General features: G+C 63.0%; 19 protein-coding genes. 7 read left to right on the forward strand and 12 right to left on the reverse strand.

Going from position 1 to position 24,729, the window contains the following annotated elements; all coding sequences use genetic code 11:
• Positions 1–11: 11 nt before the first annotated feature.
• From L0U82_RS32465 to L0U82_RS32475, 3 genes are all read right to left on the reverse strand, one after another.
• Positions 12–269, reverse strand: coding sequence for a hypothetical protein (locus L0U82_RS32465; RefSeq protein ID WP_233837358.1), 258 nt, complete (start codon positions 267–269; stop codon positions 12–14).
• A gap of 107 nt (positions 270–376) precedes the next feature.
• Positions 377–2,560: a hypothetical protein gene (locus tag L0U82_RS32470; protein ID WP_233837359.1), complete on the reverse strand. Its 2,184-nt coding sequence runs from the start codon at positions 2,558–2,560 to the stop codon at positions 377–379.
• A 372-nt stretch (positions 2,561–2,932) separates the two neighbouring features.
• Positions 2,933–3,835: a DMT family transporter gene (locus L0U82_RS32475; RefSeq protein WP_233837360.1), complete on the reverse strand. Its 903-nt coding sequence runs from the start codon at positions 3,833–3,835 to the stop codon at positions 2,933–2,935.
• A 197-nt stretch (positions 3,836–4,032) separates the two neighbouring features.
• Here L0U82_RS32475 and L0U82_RS32480 point away from each other — a divergent pair, with 197 nt between their 5' ends.
• Positions 4,033–4,950: an AraC family transcriptional regulator gene (locus L0U82_RS32480; RefSeq protein ID WP_326489769.1), complete on the forward strand. Its 918-nt coding sequence runs from the start codon at positions 4,033–4,035 to the stop codon at positions 4,948–4,950.
• Between the two features lie 49 nt (positions 4,951–4,999).
• On the opposite strand, the gene L0U82_RS32485 is transcribed toward L0U82_RS32480, so the two are convergent.
• The 3 genes from L0U82_RS32485 to L0U82_RS32495 all read right to left on the reverse strand — a co-directional run bounded on the left by L0U82_RS32485 (position 5,000) and on the right by L0U82_RS32495 (position 10,780).
• Positions 5,000–8,053 carry an FAD-binding and (Fe-S)-binding domain-containing protein gene (locus L0U82_RS32485; protein ID WP_233837361.1) on the reverse strand — a complete coding sequence of 1,018 codons (3,054 nt, stop codon included), beginning with the start codon at positions 8,051–8,053 and terminating at the stop codon, positions 5,000–5,002.
• Between the two features lie 13 nt (positions 8,054–8,066).
• Positions 8,067–9,353, reverse strand: coding sequence for an MFS transporter (locus L0U82_RS32490; RefSeq protein WP_233837362.1), 1,287 nt, complete (start codon positions 9,351–9,353; stop codon positions 8,067–8,069).
• 206 nt (positions 9,354–9,559) lie between these two features.
• On the reverse strand, positions 9,560–10,780 hold the full coding sequence (locus tag L0U82_RS32495) for a pyridoxal-phosphate-dependent aminotransferase family protein (RefSeq protein ID WP_233837363.1): 1,221 nt from the start codon (positions 10,778–10,780) through the stop codon (positions 9,560–9,562).
• Between the two features lie 173 nt (positions 10,781–10,953).
• Between L0U82_RS32495 and L0U82_RS32500 the strand changes: the two genes are divergently transcribed.
• Positions 10,954–11,691, forward strand: coding sequence for a GntR family transcriptional regulator (locus L0U82_RS32500; RefSeq protein ID WP_233837364.1), 738 nt, complete (start codon positions 10,954–10,956; stop codon positions 11,689–11,691).
• Between the two features lie 405 nt (positions 11,692–12,096).
• Here L0U82_RS32500 and L0U82_RS32505 read toward each other — a convergent pair whose 3' ends face one another.
• The 5 genes from L0U82_RS32505 to L0U82_RS32525 all read right to left on the reverse strand — a co-directional run bounded on the left by L0U82_RS32505 (position 12,097) and on the right by L0U82_RS32525 (position 17,577).
• Positions 12,097–13,422 carry an MFS transporter gene (locus L0U82_RS32505; protein ID WP_233837365.1) on the reverse strand — a complete coding sequence of 442 codons (1,326 nt, stop codon included), beginning with the start codon at positions 13,420–13,422 and terminating at the stop codon, positions 12,097–12,099.
• An 81-nt stretch (positions 13,423–13,503) separates the two neighbouring features.
• The gene (locus tag L0U82_RS32510) at positions 13,504–14,469 is read right to left on the reverse strand and encodes a hydroxymethylglutaryl-CoA lyase (RefSeq protein WP_233837366.1); all 966 of its coding nucleotides are present in this window, start codon (positions 14,467–14,469) and stop codon (positions 13,504–13,506) included.
• Positions 14,466–15,659 carry a CaiB/BaiF CoA transferase family protein gene (locus tag L0U82_RS32515; RefSeq protein ID WP_233837367.1) on the reverse strand — a complete coding sequence of 398 codons (1,194 nt, stop codon included), beginning with the start codon at positions 15,657–15,659 and terminating at the stop codon, positions 14,466–14,468. Before L0U82_RS32515 ends, L0U82_RS32510 begins: the two co-directional genes overlap by 4 nt.
• Positions 15,660–15,864: 205 nt before the next feature.
• On the reverse strand, positions 15,865–16,830 hold the full coding sequence (locus L0U82_RS32520; RefSeq protein ID WP_233837368.1) for a LysR family transcriptional regulator: 966 nt from the start codon (positions 16,828–16,830) through the stop codon (positions 15,865–15,867).
• A gap of 108 nt (positions 16,831–16,938) precedes the next feature.
• A complete protein-coding gene (locus L0U82_RS32525) occupies positions 16,939–17,577 on the reverse strand; it encodes an HD domain-containing protein (RefSeq protein ID WP_233837370.1) in 639 nt (212 codons plus the stop codon).
• Positions 17,578–17,840: 263 nt separating this feature from the next.
• On the opposite strand from L0U82_RS32525, the gene L0U82_RS32530 reads away from it, so the two are divergent.
• The 5 genes from L0U82_RS32530 to L0U82_RS32550 all read left to right on the forward strand — a co-directional run bounded on the left by L0U82_RS32530 (position 17,841) and on the right by L0U82_RS32550 (position 23,714).
• Positions 17,841–18,803, forward strand: coding sequence for a GlxA family transcriptional regulator (locus L0U82_RS32530; RefSeq protein WP_233837372.1), 963 nt, complete (start codon positions 17,841–17,843; stop codon positions 18,801–18,803).
• 107 nt (positions 18,804–18,910) lie between these two features.
• Positions 18,911–19,669, forward strand: coding sequence for an SDR family oxidoreductase (locus L0U82_RS32535; RefSeq protein ID WP_233837374.1), 759 nt, complete (start codon positions 18,911–18,913; stop codon positions 19,667–19,669).
• 1,040 nt (positions 19,670–20,709) lie between these two features.
• Positions 20,710–21,093: a BON domain-containing protein gene (locus tag L0U82_RS32540; RefSeq protein ID WP_233837376.1), complete on the forward strand. Its 384-nt coding sequence runs from the start codon at positions 20,710–20,712 to the stop codon at positions 21,091–21,093.
• A gap of 779 nt (positions 21,094–21,872) precedes the next feature.
• Positions 21,873–22,013 (forward strand): hypothetical protein, encoded by a 141-nt coding sequence (locus L0U82_RS32545; protein WP_233837377.1) that lies wholly within the window; start codon positions 21,873–21,875, stop codon positions 22,011–22,013.
• Positions 22,014–22,067: 54 nt separating this feature from the next.
• The gene (locus L0U82_RS32550; protein ID WP_233837378.1) at positions 22,068–23,714 is read left to right on the forward strand and encodes an NRAMP family divalent metal transporter; all 1,647 of its coding nucleotides are present in this window, start codon (positions 22,068–22,070) and stop codon (positions 23,712–23,714) included.
• A 162-nt stretch (positions 23,715–23,876) separates the two neighbouring features.
• Here L0U82_RS32550 and L0U82_RS32555 read toward each other — a convergent pair whose 3' ends face one another.
• Entirely contained in the window at positions 23,877–24,545 is a 669-nt protein-coding gene (locus L0U82_RS32555) for an HAD family hydrolase (RefSeq protein WP_233837379.1), read from the reverse strand.
• Positions 24,546–24,729: the final 184 nt, after the last annotated feature.

A 24,729-nucleotide genomic window follows, 5' to 3' on the forward strand; every position in this document is an offset into this window, starting at 1 on the left:
ACGCGCACGTGCTAGCGGTCCAGTTTCGCGCGCAACTCGCGCGCCGCCTCCAGCAATCCTTCGTAACCCGAACGCGCATGCTCCGGCAGATCCGGATCGCCAACCAATGCGCCAAGCGTTTCGATCAAGCTATACACAATGCCTTTGGCAGCGCCCGTTGCAATGCTGCCCGACGACACCTGCTGATTGACGTGACTGAGCGCGGCATCCAGGTGTTCCATGTCGGGACGATCGTCAGAGGGCGGCTTGGGAGAATCGTCTTGCGTCATGATGAAACATCGCTCCTGTAAGTGCATCGGTAAAACAAACCTGTCACGTTGTTATATACCGATCGTGCGTTGCCGTCTATTCGTGTTCGGCGCGGGTGCGATCCACATCAAGGCGTCCAGCGATACATCAAAATCTTTGCGCGCGCATCGTCTTCGAGCAGCACCACGTACTCGCCGTTATCGCGCTGCACCGCGCTGATGCCGAGATACACGTCGACCCAGCCGCTCGTGTTGCCGACGCTCGCGCCCGGCGTCATATAGCCGACCGCCGCGCCGCTGCGCGCGTCGTACACATCGACTCTCGCGGTGTACAGCTCCGCGATGAAAATGTAATTGCCCGCCACCGCGACGCCGACCGTGGTTGTCTGCGGATTGCTCTGCGTGTTCCATGGCAGCGAAATCGCATACGCCTGCGTGGGCGTGCCGGAACTCCAGTTGTCGTAGCGCGCGAGCACGGGACCCGCTTCTTTCCAGTGCGTCGGGTCCCACGGAATTGCGCTGGTGAAACCGGACAGGTACATCGTATCGGTCGACGCGAAATAGACGAGCCGCGCGAGTCGCGTGAACGGTGCGGGCATCGCGAACATCTTCGCGCTTGCGTAGGTATAGATCGGATTGCCCGCCGTATCGAAGCCCTGCAACGGCATCTCGCGGATACCGCTCAACGGCGTGGCGAGCCACACGTTGCCCGGTTCGTCGACCCACCAGAAGCCGTTGCCGACCGTGCTGCCGGTCGAAGGATTGCCGGTGATCTCGCTCGCATCGACGACGCCATTGCCATTGCCATCGCGCCACAGCCATTCGCCGAAGCTGGGCTGCCCGGCCGGCCATGTCCCCGGCAGCGGATTCTGCGCAAACAGACCCGAAGGAATCGCGATCTCGCCATGCGCGGCATCGAAGCGATAGACGTTCAGGTAGTGCGCGCCAGGATCGAGCGTATAGAGAAAAAGCTGGCCGCCGAACCGGCGCACCATCGGCTCGCCACGCACGCCGCGCGGCTGGTGAAACGTGGGATCGTCGGGATAATCGAAGCGGTCGAGCGTGAAGCCCGCATACGTCCATTCGTGGCCGACCGGCTGGCTGTAGTCGAGCGTGAAGCGCTTCGAGCCGGTGTAGACCGACGCGGGCGTGGCCGGATCGAAGGCGGCGCTATCGACGAACGTCAGCCCGTACAGCCGCCAGTTCAACACGCGCGAGCCATACACGTAGCTCTCCAGCACCGCGCCCTGGCCGACCGATGCCGAGCCCGGCGCGCGCGGTCCCTCGCCGTTTTGCGCGACGTACAGGTTGCCGGCCGGATCGACGCCGATGCCGGTGATGCCGTTGAAGCGCACGTCGCCCGGTACGCCGCGCACCGCGTGGAATATGCCGTTGCGCGTACCGATCGCGGTGCCCGCCTGCCGCTGCCCGTCCGCGCCCTTGTTGAAGACCAGAATCTGCTGCGACGGGCCGTTGTCGGCGACGAGCAGTTGCCCCGCGGGCGTCACCGTCAGGTCGGCGGGCACCGTGCCCGCCGGCAGCGGCAACGGGCCGCCAAGCGCGCTGCCATCGGCGGCATAGTGCAGGATGCTCAGGTTGCCCGACAGCACGCCGGTGATGATCCACAGCGTCGCATCGGTATCGATCGCGATGCGTCCCGGCGAATTCACGCTCCACGAGCGCAGCGGCTGCATCGACTGCGCGTCGTACACGACGATGCGATTGCCATAGGTGTCGGCCACATAGAGTTCGCTATCCGTTGCAGCGAGACCGCGAATGCTCGCGTCGATGCCGGTCGTCACCGTTTCGACCGGCACGAAGCTGTTCTTCGTCGCGTTCGCGCTATTGGCGATGCCGCCGCTGAACGGCGCACCGACCGCCAGATTCGCGAGCGTGCGGCGAGTGATGCCGTACCAGGTCAGATTGGCCGGCGGATAATCCGCGCCGACCAGCGCATTGCTCTCGTTGCCGATCGACATCGCCGCATACAGGTACGTGTGATTCACCGCGACGGCATCGCCACCGGCCGCGCCCCAGCCGTGCGTCGAGCCGGCCACCGCGAGTTTGTCGCCGGCGCGATAGGCGGCGATTTCGCTACCGCTTTCGTCCCATGGCGCATTGGTATAAACGGTACCGTCGGCGCCGACGCTAATGGCCTGGATATCCTGCTGCATCCATTTGCCGTCGCCAAAACCGAAGCTATTGCCGATCCACGACGTCGTGTAATTGAGTTGCGATTGCGCGTAGGTATTCGGCGAAATCAGGCCGTGGATTAAAACCACGGCAATGCCAAGGCGGGAGATGAGCTTCACGGCGGTATTTCCTTGCGAGGCGCGAAGCACGCGTGGCCGGCTTGAGCCGCGTACATTCGCCTGGGCACGCACGTGAATTGATGCGAATTCGCGCGCCCGTACATCAGTCGTAGCGCTTTATCCTCGCACAGAAAGTCCTGAATTAAATGCTAAAAAAATCTTATTTAACAGGGACCCATTCAAATAATTCTTATCGCATAAGATCAGCGATATTCGATATCGCCACGCAATTGGAGCCGGTAAAAACCGACTCCTGAAAAGTCTCACCTGATTACGGATTCAGTCGCTTTTTCTGCTCCCGGAAATACTCACCTCAGCGCGTTTCGGACAGCAGGCACGCCCGACATCGTGAAGCCGCTCGTCACGAGCTTGTTACGATCGCGTCGCCGTGCGCCGCAAGAAGATCCGCCGCGTCAGATCGAAGGCGACCAGATTGCCGGCCACCACCAGCAGCAGGCCGACTACGGCAAGCGCGGACCAGCGATAGCCCTCGAAGATCGTCGATGCCGCCAGCGCGACGATCGGGAACAGCACCGTGCAGTAAGCGGCCCGCTCCGGACCCATGCGCCCGACCAGCATCAGGTACGCGGTAAAGCCGATCACCGAGCCGAACACCGCGAGATACGCGAGCGCGCCGAGATAGCGCGCAGTGAACTCAACCGTGAACGAATAGCCGGCGATCACGCTGCCGAGCGTGAGGACGCCCGCGCCGATCAGCATCGCCCAGCTATTGGTCGCGAACGGATGCAAGCCCATCGACTGCATCCGGCTCGACAGCAGATTGCCGGCCGAAAAACACATCGTGCCGAGAAACGCGATGCCGAGGCCGAGCCACGCGGTGTGATCGCCGAGATGGCCGGCCATCTGCTGAACGAACAGACAGACGATGCCGACGAGCCCGAGCAACGCGCCCGCAATCGCGCTCGGTTGCAGCGGCCGGCCCATGAACAGCCGGCCGTTGATCGAGTTCAGCAGCGGCGCGGTGGAAAACACCACGGCGACGAGGCCGCTCGGCACGATCTGTTCGGCGTAGTAGAAGCACAGAAAATTGAGGCAGAACAGCGTGAGGCCCTGAGCGGCGAGAAAGCGCCACGCTGCGCGCGGCGGCCACATCGGGCGGCGCATGATGCGCAGCAGCGCGAACAGCAGCAACGCGGCGATCCAGAAACGCCACGCAATCGAAACCGGCGGCGGCACCGCGCCGAGTTGCCATTTGATCGCGATCCACGTGGTGCCCCAGATCAGCACAGTGGACGCATAAAGCAGAAGATTCATGGTCGAGCCCTGAAACCGTGACCGCCGCGGTCACACATCACAACGGCGGGCAGCAATGATGAAAAGCCCACTATGCGACCGCGCGGTCGCGCGCGATTGTCCAGGCTTGCGCACTTTTTCGCGCCGGCGCGACGTGACGCGAGGCCCGCCGTATACTGGCCGCTCAACTATTCCATCGGAAACGTCCGCTCGCCGCCGTGAACGCCAGTCCGTCCATCCCCGTGATATCCGCTGCCGAGGCTCCATTTGGCCTGCAGTCGGTGTGTCACACGCTCGCTAGCGCCAATGCGAATCTGGACCGCTTCGCATGGCTCGGCGACGGGCTCGCGATCGCCGTGTGGACGCGCGACACGACGGAAGCCGAGACCGTCTACGAGCGGCCCGGCCATCACACGCTGTCGTGCTATCTCGATGGCGGCTATCGCACCGAGCGTCAGAAAATGCCGGGCCACTACGGCGCGCCGTCGCGGCTGTGCGCGTTGCCCGGCGATCACGAATCGCGCTGGTGGGTGCGCGGTCATATGCACTTCATGCATCTGTATTTCCTGCCCGAACACTTCACGCGTCGCGCGGTGCAGGAACTCGATCGCGAGCCGCGCGAACTGACGCTCGCCGATCGCACCTATTTCGAGGATCCGCGCATCGCGAGTCTGTGCCAGTCGCTCGTCAACGAAGACTGGCAGAGCCCCGACGGCGTGCTGCGCACCAACGAGACCGCGCACGAAGCGCTGAGCCTGCTGTTGCGCGGGCAAGGCGTGCGGCGCCCGAACGTGTCGCTCAGGGGCGGCTTATCCGCCGCGACGCGCCGCCGCTTGCGCGACTATATCGACAGCCATCTCGCCCAACCGCTGACGCTCGGCGAACTGTCCGGCGTCGCGGCGCTGTCGGAGTTTCATCTTGCGCGGATGTTTCGCGAGTCGTTCGGCTTGCCACCCGCCGCGTGGATCGCGAGGCAGCGGATCGATCGCGCGCGGATGCTGCTGCGCACGACCACGTTGCCGCTCGCGCGCATCGCCGAGCAATGCGGCTATGCGAACGCCAGCCACTTCAGCCATCGCTTTCGCGAAGCCATGGGCGTAACGCCGGGTGCGTATCGGCAGGTTGTTGGCATCTGAGCCGCGCGGTTGTGTTTTTGTTCGCGTCGGCGGCTCGGTTATCGGCCCGTCATTGCAGCGCCATCGCCAGCACGCGAGCCACGTGGATCGCCTCGACGCCTGCGCCATCGTGAATCTGATGCCGGCAACTGGTGCCGTCGGCGACCATCACCGTATCGGCGTCGATCTTGCGCACCGCGGGTAGCAGCGACAGCTCCGCCATCGCCCGCGACGTCTCGTAGTGCTCGGCTTCGTAGCCGAAGCTGCCGGCCATCCCGCAGCACGACGATTCCACCGTCGATACCTGCAGTTGCGGAATCCACTTGAGCACGGTCTGCACCGGCGTGAATGCGTCGAACGCCTTCTGATGACAGTGGCCATGTACCAGCGCCTGCTGCATCGGCAGCGGCTTCAGCGCAAGCTGCAAGCGTCCAGCCTGTTCCTCGCGCACCAGGAATTCCTCGAACAAAAACGCGTGCTGCGACAGCCGCCGCGCTTCGTCGCCGAAACCATATTGCAGGAACTCGTCGCGCAACGACAGCAGACAGGACGGCTCGAGTCCCACCACCGGCACGCCGCGTTCGACGAACGGTTTGAACAGATCGAGCATGCGCCGCGCTTCCTGCTTCGCTTCATCGACGAGACCGGCGGCGAGAAACGTGCGCCCGCAACAGACCGGCCGCTCGTGCTTGCGCGCGTTGAAGTGCACGGTGTAGCCGGCCGCTTCGAGCACCTGTTGCGCGGCGCGCGCGTTGTCGGGTTCGAGGTGGTTGTTGAAGGTATCGACGAAAAGCAGCACTTCTTTCAGCGTGGTTTGCGTAGTTTGCGTGGTTTGATCCGTAGACGTGGGCCTGGCTACGGATACCGCATCAGCGAGGAACGACTTCTTGAAGCGCGGCAAGCTCCGTTGCGCGGCAAACCCCACCGAGCGCTTGAACCACGCTGACAACACAGGCACGTTGTCCACTAGCGCCATCAATGCCGGCACACGGCTCGCCGCACCCGCGTAGCGCGGCATGAACGCAACGAGCCTGTCGCGCAGACTCAAGCCATGCCGTTTGACACGCGCCGCCCGCGCCTCGATCTTGAACTTCGCCATATCGACGCCGGTCGGGCAATCGCGCTTGCAGCCCTTGCACGATACGCACAGGTCGAGCGTCTCCTTCACGTCGTCGCTCGCGAGGCCGGCTTCGCCGAGTTGCCCCGAAATCGCGAGCCGCAACGTATTCGCACGCCCGCGCGTCAGATGCTGTTCGTCCTTCGTCACGCGATAGCTCGGGCACATCGTGCCCGCGTCGAACTTGCGGCAGTGACCGTTGTTGTTGCACATCTCGACCGCTCTCGCGAGACCGCCACTCAGATCGCCGCCGCTGCCGGGCGCGCTTTCTTCGCCGCTCAGCGGATCGCGTGCGACATTCCACGCGGACCAGTCGAGCACCGTGTCGATCCGCTGCTCGCGATAGCCCGGCGCGAAGCGGAAATTGCGTGCGTCGTCCATCTTCGGCGGACGCACGATCTTGTCGGGATTGAAGCGGTTGTCCGGATCGAACAGCGTCTTGATTTCGCTGAACGCTTCGTTAAGGCGGGGTCCGTATTGCCACGCGACCCATTCGCCGCGGCACAAACCGTCGCCATGTTCGCCCGAATACGCGCCCTTGTATTCACGCACGAGCGCGGCCGCTTCCTCGGCGATCGCGCGCATCTTCGTCGCGCCATCGCGGCGCATGTCGAGAATCGGCCGCACGTGCAATGTGCCGACGCTCGCGTGCGCGTACCACGTGCCCTCGGTGCCGTGTCGATGAAACACGTCGGTCAGGCGGCTCGTGTAGTCGGCCAGATGTTCGAGCGGCACCGCACAATCCTCGATGAACGACACCGGCTTGCCGTCGCCCTTCATGCTCATCATGATGTTGAGCCCGGCCTTGCGTACTTCCCACAGCGCTTTCTGCGCGTTCGCGTCGGGCATCTCGACGACCGCATCGGGCAATCCGAGTTCGCCCATCAATTCGGTCAGTTGCTTGAGCGACGCGAGCTGCGCATCACGATCCTCGCCCGCGAACTCGACGAGCAGAATCGCCTGCGGTTCGCCGACCAGCGCCTTCCCGATCACCGGACGAAACGCGGGATTGCTCAACGCGAGATCGATCATCGTGCGATCGACCAGTTCGACCGCGACCGGCTTCAGCTTGACGATGTGCTGCGTGAGTTCCATCGACTGCCGGAAGGTCGGAAAGTTGACCACGCCGAGCGCCTTGTGCGCGGGCAGAGGCGCGAGCTTCAGCGTGACCTGGCGGCTGAACGCAAGCGTGCCCTCGGAGCCGACCAGCAGATGCGCGAGGTTCGCGCTGCCGTCGTCGGTATAGGCGCGCGGATTCTGGCAGTCGAACAGATCGATGTTGTAGCCCGCGACTCGACGCAGCACCTTCGGCACGCGTGCGACGATTTCATCGCGTTCACGCTGTGCAATGCGCGTGACGCCCGCGATGATCTGCTGCAAACGCTCGCCCTGACCTTGCAGCGGCTCGCGCAACGAGCCGAAATGCGCCTCGCTGCCGTCGGCGAGAAGCGCATCGATCGCGTCGACGTTGTGCACCATGTTGCCGTATTCGATCGAGCGCGAGCCGCACGAATTGTTGCCGGCCATCCCGCCGATCGTGCACTGCGCGGACGTCGATACGTCCACCGGAAACCACAGCCCATGCGGTTTCAACCACGCGTTCAGATGATCGAGCACGACGCCGGGCTCGACTGTGACCGTGCGCGCGTCGGCATCGAACGCAACGATGTTGTTGAGCCACTTGCTCGTATCGATCACGAGCGCTTCGCCGACCGTCTGCCCGCACTGACTCGTGCCGGCGCCACGCGCGAGCAGCGGCACCTTCTCGCTGCGCGCGATGTCGAGCGCGATACGCAGATCGTCCTGATCGCGCGGCACCACCACACCGACCGGCATGATCTGGTAGATCGACGCATCGGTTGCATAGCGGCCGCGACTTGCGATATCGAACAGCACATCGCCGCGCAACGCTTTGCGCAGATGCTGCGCGAGCGGACTCATCGCGCGCGCGGCCGACGGCACCAGGTGGATCGGCTTGACGAGCAAGCCCGAGGTCGGGTTCGTCATCGCGTTAGCCTTTCTATACGCCCATGCTCGTCGATACCTGCGGCTTGTCCGTCGCGACGAGTTCGAAGCGGCTTTCCGGCTGCATGCGGAACGCAAGCACCACGCCAATGCCCATCAACAGCATACTGCCGACGAACGGCAGATCCCAGTTGCCGAAGTAGTCGATCAGAAAGCCGCCTACCACCGGCGAGATGATCGCGGCCAGCGCCGAGCCAGTGTTCATCATGCCGCTCGCGGTGCCGGAAAATTCCGGCGCGATGTCCATCGGGATCGCCCACATCGGACCGATCGTCATTTCAGCGAAGAAGAAACCGGACGCGAGACACGCAATCGATAAGCCGAGGTCGTGCGTGAACATCAACGGAATCAGCGACAGCAGGCAGAACAGCATGCAGACCGACACCATCCAGCTGCGTGCGCGCTTCAGGCTGCCGGTGCGCTTGAAGATCGCATCGGTCACGATGCCGCCGAGCGTGTCGCCGATCACGCCGGCGAAGAACACGACCGATGCGAAGATCGCCGACTTCTGCAGTTGCAGATGATGGTTGCGCAGGAAGTACAGCGGAATCCAGCTCAGAAACAGCCACAGCGTCCAGCCGTAGCAGAAGTAGACGATCGTGACCGGCGCCATGCGGCGAAACAGCTTGCCCCATGGCAGGCCGCTGAGTTTCGGCTTCGACGCGGGCAGCACCGCGAGTTCTTCGGACGTGATGCGCGGATGGTCCTTCGGATGCTCGGTGAACGTGAACGCCCACACGACGACCCACAACAGACTCAGCGCGCCGCAGATATAGAACGATTCGCGCCAGCCCCACGTCGCCATCACGAGCACGATCAGCGCCGGTGCAACCGCATTGCCGATTCTCGATGCCGCGTGCGTGATGCCTTGCGCGAAGCCGCGCTTGTCCTTGGCGACCCAGCGCGACATCGCGGAGGTCGCGGCGGGGAACGTTGCACCCTCACCGAAACCGAGCACGAGGCGCGCGGCCAGCAACGAAGCGAGACCGCCGGCGAGACCCGTGAACACGGTGGCCAGCCCCCAGATCGCGCCGCACACCAGCAGCGTCCGTTTCGCGCCGAAACGGTCGCTGACCCAGCCACCGATCACCTGAAACAACAGATACGGATACGCGAAGGCCGAAAACACGAGGCCGACCTGCGTATGCGTGAGATTGAATTCCTTGCCGAAACCCGCGGCCGCAGTGCTGACGTTCACGCGGTCGAGGTAGGTGATGAAGTACATCACGCATAGCATCACTAGAACGATACGGGACGCACTGGTCAAACGAAACCGCTTCATCGTCGCTCTCCGTGGCATGTGTCGACGGCGCGCCTGAAGTGACGCACCAGATCGTCGCCCGTTGGCGGCAAGGGCCGCCGTGGACGCACTGCTTGTTGTTCAGACCGCGTTCTGCGCGCTGTTTGCCGAGGGCAGCGCTCCCTGTTTATTACCGTTGTGCCGTTGCCGATTTCAGTGCATGGTGCGGGCCGCGGCTTGCGCGACACTCAGGCTGCCGCCTTCAACCCCGATGTTTTCAGCGGCTCGCTCAAGCACGCCATCGCGGCCGGCATGCCGCTTTCCTTCAGCGGTACGCCCGCGAGCCGCAATCCCATTTCGCAGCCGGCGAGCGTCGCGAGCAAAGTCAGGTCGTTGCAATCGCCGAGATGGCCGATGCGGAACATGCGGCCCTTCACCTTGCCGAGGCCGGTGCCGAGCGACATGTCGAAGCGTTCGTAGATCAGCTTGCGCACCGCGTCGGCATCCGCCCCATCGGGCGTCATCACGCCGGTCAGCACCGGGCTGTAAACCGCCGGATCCGCGCACTGGATCTCGAGCCCCCATGCGCGCACCGCGCGGCGGGTTGCGTCGGCGAGCCGTTGATGACGCGCGAACACGTTGTCGAGCCCTTCGCCGAGAATCATGTCGATCGCTTCGCTGAGGCCATACAGCAGGTTCGTGTTCGGCGTGTACGGCCAGTAGCCGGTCTTGTTCATCTCGACGATTTCGGGCCAGTCCCAGAAGCTGCGCGGCAATTTCGCATGCTGGTTGGCGGCCATCGCTTTCGGCGAGATCGCATTGAAGCTGATGCCCGGCGGCAGCATCAGACCTTTCTGCGAGCCCGATACGGTCACGTCGACGCCCCATTCGTCGTGACGGTAGTCCGCGCACGCAAGCCCCGAAATCGTGTCGACGAGCAGCAGCGCCGGATGACCGGCGGCGTCGATCGCGCGGCGCACTGCGGCGATATCCGACGTGACGCCGGTGGAGGTTTCGTTGTGCACGACGCAGACCGCCTTGATCGCGTGTTGCGCATCGGCCCGCAAACGCTCTTCGATCATTTGCGGCTGCACGCCGTGCCGCCAGCCTTCAACACCGGGCAAGCCGATAAATTCGGGTTTGAGCCCAAGCTTGTCGGCCATCTTTTTCCACAGCGTCGCGAAGTGGCCGGTTTCGAACATCAGCACGGCGTCGCCCGGGCTCAGCGTGTTCGTCAGCGCGGCTTCCCACGCGCCAGTGCCGGACGCCGGATAGATCACCACCGGCTGCTGCGTCTTGAAGATCTTCTTGATGCCGTCGAGCACCTTGAGGCCCAGTTCGCCGAACTCGGGGCCGCGGTGGTCGATGGTCGGATAGCTCATCGCCCGGAGGATGCGATCGGGCACCGGACTCGGCCCCGGAATCTGCAGGAAGTGACGGCCAGCGGGATGGAAATCTAGCTTGAGCATCGGGCTCCTCCAATTGAATTTTGCATTCAAAAAACTATATCAAAGGAACTTCGCTGCTCCCAAGGTGAAATTGGACTATCGGGCACCGGTGTTTACCCGTGTTTATTGGCTTGTTACCGAATCGGCATCGTTCCGATAAAATCCCACATCATGGTGAAGCCGAGGGCTTTTGTATGCAAAATCCGGATTTCAACGCCGGGATGACTGCCGCGCCGCTGATGCCGAAGGTCGAGCGTCAGCGCCTGCACGACACGGTGGTGGAGCACATCCGCCGCTTTATCGTCGAAGGGGTGCTGGAGCCTGGCAAGAAACTCAACGAGCGCGAGTTGTGCGAAACGCTCGGCATTTCGCGTACGCCGTTGCGCGAGGCGCTGAAGGTACTGGCCGCCGAAGGCTTGATCGAGATCTGGCCGAATCGCGGCGCGTCGGTATCGAAGATGTCGGAAGCGGAAATGCGCGAGACCTTCGAACTGATGAGCGGGCTCGAAGCGTTTTCCGGCGAACTCGCGGCCGAACGGATCACCGCCGCCGAACTCGCCGATATCAAGGCGCTCCATTACGCGATGCTCGCGTGCCGCGCGCAAAACGATCTGCCTGGTTACTACAGCCGCAACCAGGCGATCCACGACAAGATCAATGAAGCCGCGAGAAATTCAGCGCTGCGGCAGACGTATATATCGGTGAACCGGCGCTTGCAAGCACTGCGGTTTCGTTCGAACTATCAGACGCCGAAGTGGGACCGCGCGATTCACGATCACGATGAAATGCTGAAGGCGCTCGAAGCGCGCGATGGCAAGAGGCTCAGCGTGATTCTCAGGCAGCATCTACTGGATAAGCGGGATGCGGTATTGCAGGTGCAATCGCAGGAACAGGTAGCGGTGGGAACGGAGGGTTCGGAGTTGAAGGCTTGAGATTCGGCGCGGCGTATCCAACACACCGCTGAAGTTGAAGGCCTACCCGAAAAACTTGTCCACCTAAATTGTTCGCAAGGCTGTGGACAACATTCTTATAGCCAAACTAAGTACTTGATGCGCAGGCTTTAATGTCGCGCGGCGCAAGCGTAGGCAGCCTGCGTGGAGACGACCAAAGGTAGGGCTAACCACGACGCCGCACGTGGCGCGGCGCATCCGGCATCCAGTTGTCCACATAATCTGGGAACAAGCTTGTGGACAACCTGCGCATAGGCCCGCCAAGTGATTGATGCGGCGGGCCTATCTTTCGCGGGTGCAGTAGCGGGCAGCGCTGCGGCACAGGGCGCTCCCACCTCTGCCACCACCGCCGGAAACGCACCCGCCACTCACGCCGTCGTTGCTACGCTACGCGGTTTCTTTGTTGCGCAGCGTCTCCGGGAAACCGAACAGCACGATCAGCGCGCACACCACACTCATCGCGCCGATCACATATAACGCCGGTGTCGTGCTGCCGGTCACATCCATCACGCGGCCCACCATGATCGGGCTCACGATGCCGCCAAGCTGCCCGAGCGTATTGATCACCGCGATGCCGCCCGCGGCGCCGGCACCCGACAGCAGCTTCGGCGGCAGTGCCCAGAACGCCGGGATCGATGCCACCACACCCGCGCCCATCACGGCCAGCGCAACGACCAGCATCGTGGTCTGCTTGTCGAAGAAGCCCGCGGCGAAGAAGCCGATAGCCGACATCAGCAGCAGGCCGAACACGTACTTGCGACGCTCGCCGCTCGCATCCGACAGACGCCCGACGACCACCATGCAGATCGCGCCGCACACATAAGGCACCGCCGTCAACAAGCCGACCACCGTCGGGTTCTTGGTGCCGGCGACGTGAATCAGATGCGGTGCCCAGAAGTTCAAGCCATACGACGCGACCTGAATCAGGAAGTACACGAGACACAGCGTCAGAAAGCCCGGCGTCTTCAGCGCGCCCGTCAGCGAATGACCGCTGGCCGGTTGACGGCTCTGCTGTGCGATCTGCGACGCGAGCACCGTCTTTTCCGTCGCCGACAGCCAGCCCGCGTCTTCGATACGATCCTTCAGCAGCTTCAGCACCAGCAAGCCGAGCACGATGCAAGGCAGGCCGCCGAGCAGGAACAGCCAGTGCCAGCCCGGCATGCCGAGCGCGCCGTCCAGATGGCCGATCACGAGTCCGGCGAGCGGTGCGCCGACCAGCCCCGAAAACGCCGACGCGAGGAACAGCATCGACGTGATACGTCCGCGGTAAGCGGTCGGAAACCACAGCGTCAGGTAGTACAGCACGCCGGGCGCGAAGCCCGCTTCCATCGCGCCGATCAGGAAACGCAGCCCGTAGAACTGCCATTCGTTGGTGACGAACACCATCGCCGCGGTTGCAAGGCCCCATGAAATCATGATCCGCGCGATCCAGCGACGCGAGCCGACCTTGTACAGCAGCATGTTGCTCGGCACCTCGAACAGCACATAGCCGATCACGAACAGACTCGCGCCGAGGCCGTACGCGGTATCGGACAGGCCGAGACTGCTCTGTAACTGGAACTTCGCGAAGCTGATGTTGATGCGGTCGAAGAACGCGAACAGATAGCAGATCATGATGAGCGGCATTAGCCGCCACGCGACTTTACGGATGATGGCCGCGATACCGTCCGTGTCTTGCTCGCGGCTGCCCGCCACTACGCCCAGGTCACTCATGCTTGTCTCCAATGCCGGATTCGGCGGGGCCGTCCGGTCGCTTGATCGGTTGTTGGTGAATTGCTTGTTCAGTCTGGCTAATCAGATTTGCCGGACGTATTCAGGTACGGGATGCAGGTCGCGGTTGCGGCCTGCTTTTGCGAGTTGCCCCGGCACATCGTGGCCGAGCAATGCCGGCAAACCGCGCGACAGCACGAGCAGCTTTTCGAGGTCGATGCCGGTGGGGATGCCCATTTCGTCGCACATGTTGACGAGGTCTTCGGTGCAGATGTTGCCGGACGCACCCGGTGCGAACGGGCAGCCGCCGAGACCGCCGAGCGCCGCGTCGAAGCGGCGCGCGCCGACTTCATAGGCCGCCAGCACGTTGGCGAGGCCGAGGCCGCGCGTGTTGTGAAAGTGCAGCGTCAGCGCGGTAGCCGGCACCCGTTCGAGCACGCGCGCGACGAGCCGCGCAACCTGGCGCGGATTCGCCATGCCGGTCGTGTCGGCGAGCGTAATGCCTTCGACGCCCATCTCGCGGTACGTATCGACGATGCTGAGCACGCGGTCTTCATCGATGCGGCCTTCGAACGGGCAGCCGAACGCGGTCGCGACCGTCGCATTGAGCAGCACGAGCGAGCCCTGCACGTGACGCACGATGTCGCCGAACGCGGCGAGCGACGACTCGCAGCTCATGCGCATGTTCGCGCGGTTGTGCGTCTGGCTCGCGGACATCACGAGGTTCAGTTCATTGGCGCCGGCCGACAGCGCGCGCTCGGCGCCCTTCAGATTCGGGATCAGCGCAACGTAGATCACGCCGGGATGGCGCTCGATCTGCTGGAACACGGCCTCGCCGTCGCGCAATGCCGGAATCGCTTTCGGCGACACGAACGAGCCGCCTTCGATGCGCGTGAATCCGCACGTGGACAGCCCGTTGATCAGCGCGATCTTGTCCGGCGTATCGACCCAGGTCGGCTCGATCTGCAGGCCGTCGCGCGGCGCGACTTCCTGCACGATCAGTTTGTCGAACGACGTGCTATCGGCGGAGAAGTAAGTAGTCGCGCTCATTGCACGGCTCCTTCCTGACGCAGCCGCTCGATGTCGTCGTCGGCAAAGCCGAGTTCGCCGAGCACGCTGCCGGTGTGTTCGCCAAGCGCCGGTCCTTGCCAGCGCACTTCGCCCGGCGTGTCCGACAGCTTTGGCACGATGCCCGGCATCTTCACCTGCGCGCCGCCCGGCAATTGCGCCTGCAACAACATGTCGCGCGCCTGGTAGTGCGGATCGGCGACGATGTCGGCCACCGAATAGATGCGTCCCGACGGCACTTCGGCGCGTTCGAGCGCGGCCAGCACATCTTCGGTCGAGTGATGCGAGGTCCACGCGGTAATCGCCTGATCGAGCATCGCGACCTGCTTCACGCGGCCGTCGTTATAGGCGAGCGCGGGATCGTCGGCGAGATCGGGGCGGCCGATCAGATTCATCAGGCGCTTGAAGATCGGATCGCTATTGCCCGCGATCACGACGTAGCTGCCGTCCTCGGTGCGGTACGTGTTCGACGGCGCGATGCCCGGCAGCGCGCCGCCGCTGCGCTCGCGCACATGGCCGAGCAGGTCGTATTCGGGCACCAGGCTTTCCATCAGATTGAACACGCTTTCGACCAGCGATACGTCGACCACCTGGCCTTCGCCCTGCCCGGTCTTCACGCGCAGCAGCGACATCAACGCGCCGATCACGCCGTGCAGCGATGCGAGCGAATCGCCGAGGCTCACACCGACACGCGCGGGCGCGCCGTCCACTTCACCGGTCGTATAGCGGATGCCGCCCATCGCCTCGCCGATCGCGCCGAAGCCCGGCCGGTCGCGATACGGGCCGGACTGGCCGTAACCGGAGATGCGCACCATCGTCAGTTTGGGGTTGATCGCGTGCAGCACGTCCCAGCCGAGACCGAGCTTTTCGAGCGCGCCGGGGCGCAGATTTTCGATCACGACATCGGCATCGGCGGCGAGCCGTTTGACGATCTCGACGCCTTCCTCGGACTTCAGATTGACGCAGACAGACTTCTTGTTGCGCGACTGCAGATACCACCACAGCGAGGTGCCTTCATGCAGCTTGCGCCATTTGCGAAGGGGGTCGCCGGTACCAGGGGCTTCGATCTTGACGACGTCGGCGCCGAATTCGGCCATGAGGCGCGCGGCGAACGGCGCGGCGATGAGGGTTCCGATCTCGACGACGCGGATGCCCTGGAGAGGTCCAGCCATGTTGCTGTCTCCGATGTGGTTTCGTGTTGGAGCACAGCTTAGGAGTGGCGCGGCGGCGACGTCCAACCGCAATTCGCCAACGACCGTTCGCGGATGACGAACGGTCGGCGGTTACGGGCGTGGGGCGGGCTTGCTGAACGGATGGAGCGGCATGCCGCGGAACACGGATGCGCTGGGCTGGGCTGGGCCGCGGCGGGGGCGTTACTCAGGTGGCGGCGGTGGGGGCACTCGCGCCGATGCCGGCGTCCCCTGCCGCCTCCAGCGCCTCCACCGTGCGCAGATGCTCGAACAGCAGCCGGCTCACCGGCGAAAGCGCCTCGACGTCACGTACGACCAGCACGAGGCTGCGCTCGGCCCAGTCGTCTTCGAGCGGTGTGCCGACAAGGCCAAGCGGATGCCCCATCAGCTGATACACCTTGCGCGGCAGCACGCCGACGCCCATGCCGGCCTGCACCATCCGGCAGACCGCGTCGAAGCCCGGCACATGGATGCGCAGCCGCAGCGGCTTGCCGGCCTGGCGCGCGGCGAGATGGGTGCGCGCGTTGATCGAGCTGGCCGAGTGCAAGCCGACGTGGTCGCCATCGAGCGTTTCGGCGAACGCGATGCTGGTGCGCGCCGCGAGCGGATGGTCGTCGCGCATCACGATCACCAGCGAATCGCGCCGGTAGTGCTCGACGTGCAGATCGCGCGTGTCGGCTTCGGCCGAACAGATGCCGAGGTCGGCCAGACTTTCGTCGACGCCCTTAACGACGCCGCCGCTCGGCCGCTCCTCCAGATCGATCTTCACGCGCTCATGCTGTGCCTGAAACCCGCGCAGATCCTCCGGCAGGAATTCGACGATCGCCGACAGGTTCGCCATCATCCGCACATAGCCGAGCACGCCGCTCGCATGGCCGGCCAGCTCGATACCGATGTTCTCGATGTCGCGCATCACGCGGCGCGCGTGATGCAGCAGCGTTTCGCCGGCCGGCGTCAGCGTCATGCCGCGCGCGTTGCGCTGGAACAGCGTCGCGCCGACCGCCTGCTCGAGTTCGAGCAGCCGTTTGCTCGCGGCCGACACGGCAATCGCCTCGCGCTCGGCGGCACGCGTCAGCGTGCCTTCCTCGAACACGGCGAGAAATAGCTGGAGCGTGGTGAGGTCGAGCTTGCGGAGAAGGTTTTTGATGACCATGGCGCGGCGCGGGTTGTCTGCGATGCGCATATTGTGACGCGAGATGCGCAAACCGGGTGGCGCGCGCGGCCTACCCCCCGTTTCTCCGCGCGCGCGCTGCCCGTTCCATCAATCCTTCCAGGACGACTCCAGGATGATCGTGCAGAAGTTCTCGCGATGGTAATGCGGGTCCTTCAGCGCGAGCACGTCGGCCTTCACGTTGCCGAACGTCGTGTGCGGCTTGTGGATCGTGCCGCAGGTGAACGCATCGATGATGTTTTCCTTGAAGTGCGCGCCGCGCGGATGCGCGTGCACGACCGCCTCGCGTTGCTGCTCGCTGAATTCGTCGTACGCGAGGCCCAGCACGTCCATCTCCACGCCCGCGGTGACAAGCGCGATCACCGGCTTCATATGCTGCGGCACGCCGGGCGTCGTATGCAACGCGATCGAGGTCCACACCTGGTCGATATCGTCTTGACCGATGCCGTGACGCTTCAGAAAGTCGCGCGCGGCGTTCGCGCCGTCCACTTCGAAGCGCTCGTGTTCGCTGCTATACGGAGCGACGAGCCCCATGTCGTGAAACATCGCGCCGATGTACAGCAGCTCGGGATCGTACTTCAACTGTTTGCGCTGACCGGCCAGCGAGCCGAACAGGAACACGCGCCGCGAATGGTGATACAGCAGATCGGTTTCGGTATCGCGTACGAGCTGGGTCGCTTCGCGCGCCATCATGCTGTCGGGAATCTTGATGCCTGCGATCGTAGTCATGTCATGTACTCCTTGAACGGTGCAATGAACGGGACGCGCGGTGCAGCTTCAATGCGCGTTTTGATATGCTGGACGCGGTCCACGCGGTCATGCCCTTGCTTCCGGCCGGCCTTTTCTGTCGCGCGTCCTGTGAGTTCAGTATTGGCCAGCGTGCCGCCGCGTACAATCGCGGCGAACCGCTGGACACTGCCAAACGCACTGCGCTGACTGCCGCGGCGTGCCAGGTCCGTTCCCAGGGTCTGTTTACATATGGAAGTGTTTCGATGCCCACCGTTGCGATTGCCATCTTCCCCGGTGTACAGGCGCTCGACGTCGCGGGCCCCGTCGACGTGTTTGCCGAGGCGAACCGCTTTATCGCACCCGGTCATCAATATGAAGTGAAGCTCGTCGCCGCGCAGGCCGAGCCGCTGCGCGCGTCGAACGGCATGACGCTGATTGCCGACGCAACGTTCGAGCAGGCGCGCGAGCCGTTCGACCTCGCGCTCGTCGCGGGCGGCCCCGCGCTGCCGGACAACGAAGTGCCCGACGCGAAGCTGCTCGAATGGCTCACGAACGTCGCGACGCGCTGCGGCCGTTACGGCTCGATCTGCACCGGCGCATTCGCGCTCGGCCACGCGGGCCTGCTCGACGCGCACCACGTGACCACGCATTGGCAGCATGCGGCGCAACTTGCCGCGCAGTTTCCGCTCGCCCATGTCGACTTCGACCGTATCTATCTGCGCGACGGGCCGCTCGTCACGTCGGCGGGCGTGACGGCCGGCATCGATCTGTCGCTCGCGCTGGTCGCCGAGGATCACGGTCCGCACACCGCGCTCGCGGTCGCCAAACGGCTCGTCGTATTCGCGCAGCGGCAAGGCGGCCAGTCGCAATTCAGCCCGTATCTGACCGCGCCCGCCGACAACACGTCGCCCGCCGCGAAAGTCCAGGCACATGTGTTGGCAAGCATTCGCGACAGCTTCACGGTGAAGCAGCTCGCCGACGTCGCGGGCATGAGCGCGCGCAACTTCGCGCGCGTGTTCGTGCAGGAAACCGGTGTGACGCCACATGAATTCGTCGAACGCGCGCGTGTGGATGCGGCGCGCAAGCTGCTCGAAAGCAGCGGCTCGGCGCTCAAGGCGATTGCCTACGATTGCGGCTTCGGCACCGCGGACCGCATGCGCATTGTGTTTGCGAAGCGGCTCGGCGTCACGCCGATGCAGTATCGCGAACGTTTTCGCTCGGCCTGAATGCGGCGGAAACGGTTTGCCGCCTGTTCTATAGAGCCATCACGCGCGTATTGAATAGCACGTGAGAAAATGCCGAATTCTTCAAGCCAACGATCACAAGGAACGACATGACCTCCTCTTCTCCGATCCGCGCGATCGTCACCGGCCACACGCGTGGCCTGGGCGCGGCGCTCGCCGAACAACTGCTCGCGCGCAATGTCACGGTGCTGGGTCTGTCGCGCTCGCGGCATGCGGCGCTGAAGGCGCGCTTTCCCACGCAGCTCGAGGAAATCGAGTTGCAACTGGCCGATCCCGCGCACGTCGCGCAATGGATTGCCACCGACGCGCTGCGCAACTTCGTCAGCGGCGCGCAAACGGTGCTGCTGATCAACAACGCGGGCACGGTGCAGCCGATTGGTCCCATCGAAGGACAGGATGCGACGGCTATCGCGGACGCGGTGAGTCTGAACGTCTCGACGCCGCTGATGCTCGCGGGCGCATTCGCCGCTGCCGCGGTCGACGCAACCGACCGACGTATCGTCCATATCTCCAGCGGCGCGGCCCGCAATGCGATTCCCGGCTGGAGCATCTACGGCGCGACGAAGGCCGCGCTCGATCATCACGCGCGCGCAGTTGCACTCGACGCGAATCGTGCGCTGCGCATCTGCAGTCTCGCGCCGGGCGTCATCGATACCGACATGCAGGCCCAGATTCGCGGCAGCGGTGAAGAGCAGTTCCCGATGCGTGCGCGGTTCGAAGATCTGAAACGCAACGGCCAGTTGTCGACGCCCGAGCAATGCGCGACCCAGCTGATCGATTACGCGCTCAGCGATGCGTTCGGCGACACGCCAGCGGCGGACATCCGCGAGATCGTGAAATCGGCCTGAGTCTGCGATCTACGATCTGCGATCCGGATACTCCCGAAAATTCTCACCTTTGGTACGGAGCGATGGCGAGTCGGCATATGAAGCCGGTGCTGTTGCTCCCGAAAATTCTCACCTTTGAGCGTTGCGGCGCGGAGAACCGCGTGTTTGGGCGGGTTGTTTGAACCTCGCTCGCGTTTTTACTGCCTTTGCTCGCGTTGCTGCTGTTGCTCCCGAAAATCCTCACCTTTGAATAAATAAGAGTCCTGCGGCGGCCCGGCACTGGTCGCGCAAAATGGCATATCGCCTGGACATTCAATGAGTTACATCACGCAATTGGCGTGACGTGTGTGCTTATTCATGGCCGAGTTGTTGGCACGGCGCTTAGGGTGATACGGTCCGCTCTAGTCCCGAAAATCCTCACCTTTAGGCAAACAAGGCGGGATAACCACTGGCATACGCGCATCGCCATGATCAGTTCGGCGGACAGTTAGTTTCGTATATCGCATGTTCGAGTCGCTCCGCGGAGTTGCCTGCACGCTGGTCCCGAAAACCCTCACCTTTCGCGCGGCAAGTCACCGGCCAACACGCCGCGAGACAGAATACATCGTTAAATAAGGCATTTAATGCGGCCTTCGTCACGATGCGAAGCGCAGAAAAAGATTCGATGCGAGCGTTTATCGAGTGCGAGCGCGACGAAATCTCCACTCAGAATCGCGATTTCACGGATCGCCCTCTCGACTCCCGGATTTCCTCACCTATCGGTTTGAAGTGCACAGACAGGTGCGCACATTCTCACCTCGCCAACTCCCGAATTTCCTCACCTTTAGATTTTTCCGCATTCGCCGGAGCACGCTTCATCGCGCGAATCGATCGACTGACAAGGCAACCGGCGCCGCTTTGTGACATCGCGGTGAACGCGCCGTTCATGCAGTCGTCGCAGCATATAATCAGTGCCGACGGTCGATCACTTGTCGCGAGGCGGCATCGCTTTTCACCGCCTCTCCCCGCTGGCATTACGCATCTCGAACGGCAGTTCCTGACAAACCGGCAAAGGAGGAAGAATGAAAGCAAATGGCGCGAGCAGAATCATCGGCGCGATCTTCGCGGTGGCTATCGCGAGTTGCGCGACCTATGCGAACGCACAGGCGGGCGGTAACACGCCGCCCGACATGTCCACGCAAAATCAGTCGGTCGCGGCGCGTCCGAATCAGAACCGCTCGGATAGCCAGATCGTCCGTGACGTTCGCCGAGCGTTCACGCGCACGACGAATCTCAATTCCACCGGTATTCATGTGACCGCGCGCCACGGCGTCGTCACGTTGACGGGCTGGGTGCCGCAGCGCTCGCAAATCCAGCGGGCCGGCAACGCGGCCCGATCGGTTCGCGGCGTCAGGTCGGTGTCGAACAGACTGACCGTGCGCACGAGACACTCCAGCGGTCATTGAGTCATGTTCGGCGGCATCGGTTACCGGTCGGATCAATCGATGCCGCTTCTGTCACCCTGGTGACGTTTACCCCTTCCGCTTTGGCCGATACGGCCGCTCATATCATTCAGCGCACGCAGCATGCTCCGCGCTGAAATTCGCGCAGTTTCATCAGCCCAATCTATCGAACCGCGTTGCGTTGTTCATCGCACACGCTTTTGCGCCGTGCTTGAGAAACAGGTTGACCTTCGCCAAACGCGCCCCCTAGAATTCAAAAATCTTCATTGATGGGGCTTAAGCCTTGGACACCTGCAGTAGCCGACTTTCGAACAGATTCGCTGCCTGACCGGCAGGACGTCCGCGCTCCCTTCCAAAGCCGCCGTCTTGCCAGCAGGCAGACGGTGCGCGCCGCAGTATCTCTCCGTGCACCTTATTAGAGTCTTATCAGCGTTCTCTGGATCGCCGCGTCTGATCGCGTCCAGCCGCCGATAAGGCGCCCCATTGCGAGCGTAATGCCCGCAGTCGCGTTCGCGCGCTTTTCGTCAGTTCAACGGAACGCGCGGGTACGCGTGGACGAGCACGCGTGTATCGAGCCGTATCACACGCGGTCTTACGTTATACCAACAACAAACCGACAAGGAGCCGTCATGCCAGACAGTGAGAGTTACCCCATACACCGCTTACCCGTTCTTTTAACTGACGAAAGCGAGTAGACCTCCACCGCCGCGCGCCGATGCGTCCGGCCTCCGTGTCTGCTGGCTTTCCACTAGCGCGTCGGATCCGACGCACGGAGACAACTCATGCAATTCGGCCTCCTCCTTTCGAAGTTCCCACGCGTGCAGGAAGCGCGCGCCCACTACGACGCAATGCTCGTGCTGCACGAGCGCGAAACGCACCCGTTCGTCGCCTTCTGGCGTCGTCTCACTGCTCGCGCGTCGTAGCGTTTGCAAGCCGCCGTACGTTTCTATCGATAAACACAACCAGGAGAGAACAGCATGTCTACTCCGACGAATATTTCCTCCGCCCGCAGCGCGGTGCTCGATGCGGCGCATGTCGGCGACATCAGGGGCGCGCTCGGCACGATCGCCCATCACGACATCGCGCCACGCACAACGTGGTGGGCTCGCTTGCGCACGCTGCTCGCGATTCTCGGCCCCGGCCTCATCGTGATGGTCGGCGACAACGACGCGGGCGCTTTTGGCATCTACACCCAGGCGGGACAGAACTACGGCACCACGCTGCTGTGGACGATGTTGTTGCTGGTGCCCGTGCTCTTCGTCAATCAGGAGATGGTGTTGCGACTCGGCGCGGTGACGGGCGTCGGTCACGCGCGCCTGATCTTCGAGCGCTTCGGCAAATTCTGGGGGGCGTTCAGCGTCGTCGATCTGTTGATCCTCAACGCGCTGACCATCGTGACCGAGTTCATCGGCATCACGTTCGTACTCGACTTCTTCGGCGTGTCGAAGATCGCGGGCGTGTGCATCGCCGCGGCACTGACAATGGCCGCCGTCAGCACCGGTGACTTCCGGCGTTTCGAGCGCTTCGCGGTCGTACTGTGTCTGCTGAGCCTGCTGCTCGTGCCGGTGCTCGTGTCGATTCATCCGCCGGCCAGTCAGATCGCGCGCGACTTCTTTGTTCCGAACTGGCCCGCGCATTCGAAACTCTCCGATGTGATGCTGCTCGTGATCGGTATCGTCGGCACGACCGTCGCGCCGTGGCAGCTGTTTTTCCAGCAGAGCTATGTGGTGGACAAGCGCATCACGCCACGCTTCATGAACTACGAAAAGGCGGACCTGTGGATCGGCATCGTGTTCGTGCTGATCGGCGCGGTCGCGATGATGTCGTTTAGCGCCGCGCTGTTCGAAGGGCGGCCCGAGTTCGGCAACTTCACGGATGCGGGTGGCGTGATCGCCAGTCTCGAACGATACGCGGGACGCACCTCGGCGGTGCTGTTCGCGATTGCGCTGCTAGACGCATGCATCATTGGCGCGGCGGCGGTGTCGCTGTCGACTGCGTACGCAATCGGCGACGTGTTCAAGATCCGCCATTCGCTGCATCGTAGTGTGTCGGATGCGAAGGGCTTCTATCTGGTGTACTTCGCGATCGTGGCGACGGCCGCGGCGCTCGTGCTGATTCCCGGCAGCCCGCTCGGTCTTCTGACCGAAGCCGTGCAAACGCTCGCCGGCGTACTGCTGCCGAGCGCGACCGTGTTCCTGCTGCTGCTTTGCAACGACCGCGCGGTGCTCGGTCCGTGGGCCAATTCAAAGAAGCTCAATCTGTTTACCGGCGCGGTGGTCTGGGCGCTCGTGATGCTGTCGATCGTTTTGACCGCATCGGTGATCTATCCGGACATCGCCGGCACGACGATTATCGAAGTGCTCGCAGGCGGCACGCTGCTCGCTGTCGTGGGTTACGCGGCGACGATCGGGATGCGCAAGCTGCGCGGCGAGCCGGCGGCCGAACCGATGCCGGCTTATTCGAAAGAGAGCCGCAATACATGGCGTATGCCGCCGCTCGACGAATTGCCGCCGCCGAAGCTGACGCTCGCCAAACGCGTATGGATGGGTGCGTTGCGTGGCTATCTGCTGATCGCGATTGGTCTCGTGATCGTGAAGGTCGTACAGATGGCGTTTCTGAAGTAGCGCGAACGGTGAGATGTTCCAGGAGGTGATGCGTCGATCACGTGAATGGTGAGGATTTTCGGGAGCCGCGGTGTGCGTGACGCGGTGTGCGTGATCTACGCAGCGTTTACTGGCAGTATCGAACGCGGAAAGATCATGACGTACCCGCTCCCCGCTCGCCGATCACGCAAACGCTGCTAGCCGTTCAGCAAGTTCCCCAAAGCCATCAATTACCAGGTCCGGCGACAATTGCAAACAATGCGCCGGATCGCCATAACCGTACGCGGCCCAACACGCGTAAGCGCCGATATTGCGCGCAAGGCCCAGGTCGGCGGATGTATCGCCGACCACGAGCGTCTCTTTCGGTAGCACACCGGGAAACGCCGGCGCGATCAGCTTCGTATAACACGCCGGGTCAGGCTTCTTCGGAATGCCAGCAGGATCGCACACGAGCAGATCGATGAAACGGCCGATGCCATAGTGATCGATGGCCTTCACAACCGCGCCTTCCGATTTGTTGCTGACGATCGCCATCGCCACGCCATTGCTCCGCAACGCAGCCAGTGTCCGCTCGACATCGGGAAAGAGAAACGAATGATCGAGACCGTGTTCCAGGTAGAACGCGCGGTATGTCGCCGCCCATTGCGCGGCTTCATCGCTATTCAACTGGCCGTTCATTAGCATCGACATCGCTTCGCTCATCACCACGCCTGCCGCGATCGCCGTGTCGATGCGATCCGCCGCGGGCCGTTCAAATCGATAGTGGTCGAAAGTCAGCTTGATGCAATGCCGGATGGCGTTATGAGTGCCGCACAAGGTGCCGTCGAAATCGAGAATACAAAGCTTGATCATGGATGAAAAAATGCTGATAACGTTGTCACCAATCGGGTCAAATAGGGCAGCGACGGCACACTCTCGTGTTACTCTTCAACAGGTCCGTGCACGAATGTCTTTTACGTGAAGCCTATAAACGGAAATTCTGCTCGGCGGCTTTTTCATCGCTTCGCCACACAATTCAGACAACGATTGCAAGCTC

The sequence above is a fragment of the Paraburkholderia sp. ZP32-5 genome, assembly GCF_021390495.1.
In the GTDB taxonomy this organism is placed as follows: Bacteria; Pseudomonadota; Gammaproteobacteria; order Burkholderiales; family Burkholderiaceae; genus Paraburkholderia.

Coding starts and splice junctions, on each gene's coding strand:
- L0U82_RS32465 (WP_233837358.1), bottom strand. CDS start 269: ATGACGCAAGACGATTCTCCCAAGCCGCCCTCTGACGATCGTCCCGAC.
- L0U82_RS32475 (WP_233837360.1), bottom strand. CDS start 3,835: ATGAATCTTCTGCTTTATGCGTCCACTGTGCTGATCTGGGGCACCACG.
- L0U82_RS32485 (WP_233837361.1), bottom strand. CDS start 8,053: ATGACGAACCCGACCTCGGGCTTGCTCGTCAAGCCGATCCACCTGGTG.
- L0U82_RS32490 (WP_233837362.1), bottom strand. CDS start 9,353: ATGAAGCGGTTTCGTTTGACCAGTGCGTCCCGTATCGTTCTAGTGATG.
- L0U82_RS32495 (WP_233837363.1), bottom strand. CDS start 10,780: ATGCTCAAGCTAGATTTCCATCCCGCTGGCCGTCACTTCCTGCAGATT.
- L0U82_RS32500 (WP_233837364.1), top strand. CDS start 10,954: ATGCAAAATCCGGATTTCAACGCCGGGATGACTGCCGCGCCGCTGATG.
- L0U82_RS32505 (WP_233837365.1), bottom strand. CDS start 13,422: ATGAGTGACCTGGGCGTAGTGGCGGGCAGCCGCGAGCAAGACACGGAC.
- L0U82_RS32510 (WP_233837366.1), bottom strand. CDS start 14,469: ATGAGCGCGACTACTTACTTCTCCGCCGATAGCACGTCGTTCGACAAA.
- L0U82_RS32515 (WP_233837367.1), bottom strand. CDS start 15,659: ATGGCTGGACCTCTCCAGGGCATCCGCGTCGTCGAGATCGGAACCCTC.
- L0U82_RS32520 (WP_233837368.1), bottom strand. CDS start 16,830: ATGGTCATCAAAAACCTTCTCCGCAAGCTCGACCTCACCACGCTCCAG.
- L0U82_RS32525 (WP_233837370.1), bottom strand. CDS start 17,577: ATGACTACGATCGCAGGCATCAAGATTCCCGACAGCATGATGGCGCGC.
- L0U82_RS32530 (WP_233837372.1), top strand. CDS start 17,841: ATGCCCACCGTTGCGATTGCCATCTTCCCCGGTGTACAGGCGCTCGAC.
- L0U82_RS32535 (WP_233837374.1), top strand. CDS start 18,911: ATGACCTCCTCTTCTCCGATCCGCGCGATCGTCACCGGCCACACGCGT.
- L0U82_RS32540 (WP_233837376.1), top strand. CDS start 20,710: ATGAAAGCAAATGGCGCGAGCAGAATCATCGGCGCGATCTTCGCGGTG.
- L0U82_RS32545 (WP_233837377.1), top strand. CDS start 21,873: ATGCAATTCGGCCTCCTCCTTTCGAAGTTCCCACGCGTGCAGGAAGCG.
- L0U82_RS32550 (WP_233837378.1), top strand. CDS start 22,068: ATGTCTACTCCGACGAATATTTCCTCCGCCCGCAGCGCGGTGCTCGAT.
- L0U82_RS32555 (WP_233837379.1), bottom strand. CDS start 24,545: ATGATCAAGCTTTGTATTCTCGATTTCGACGGCACCTTGTGCGGCACT.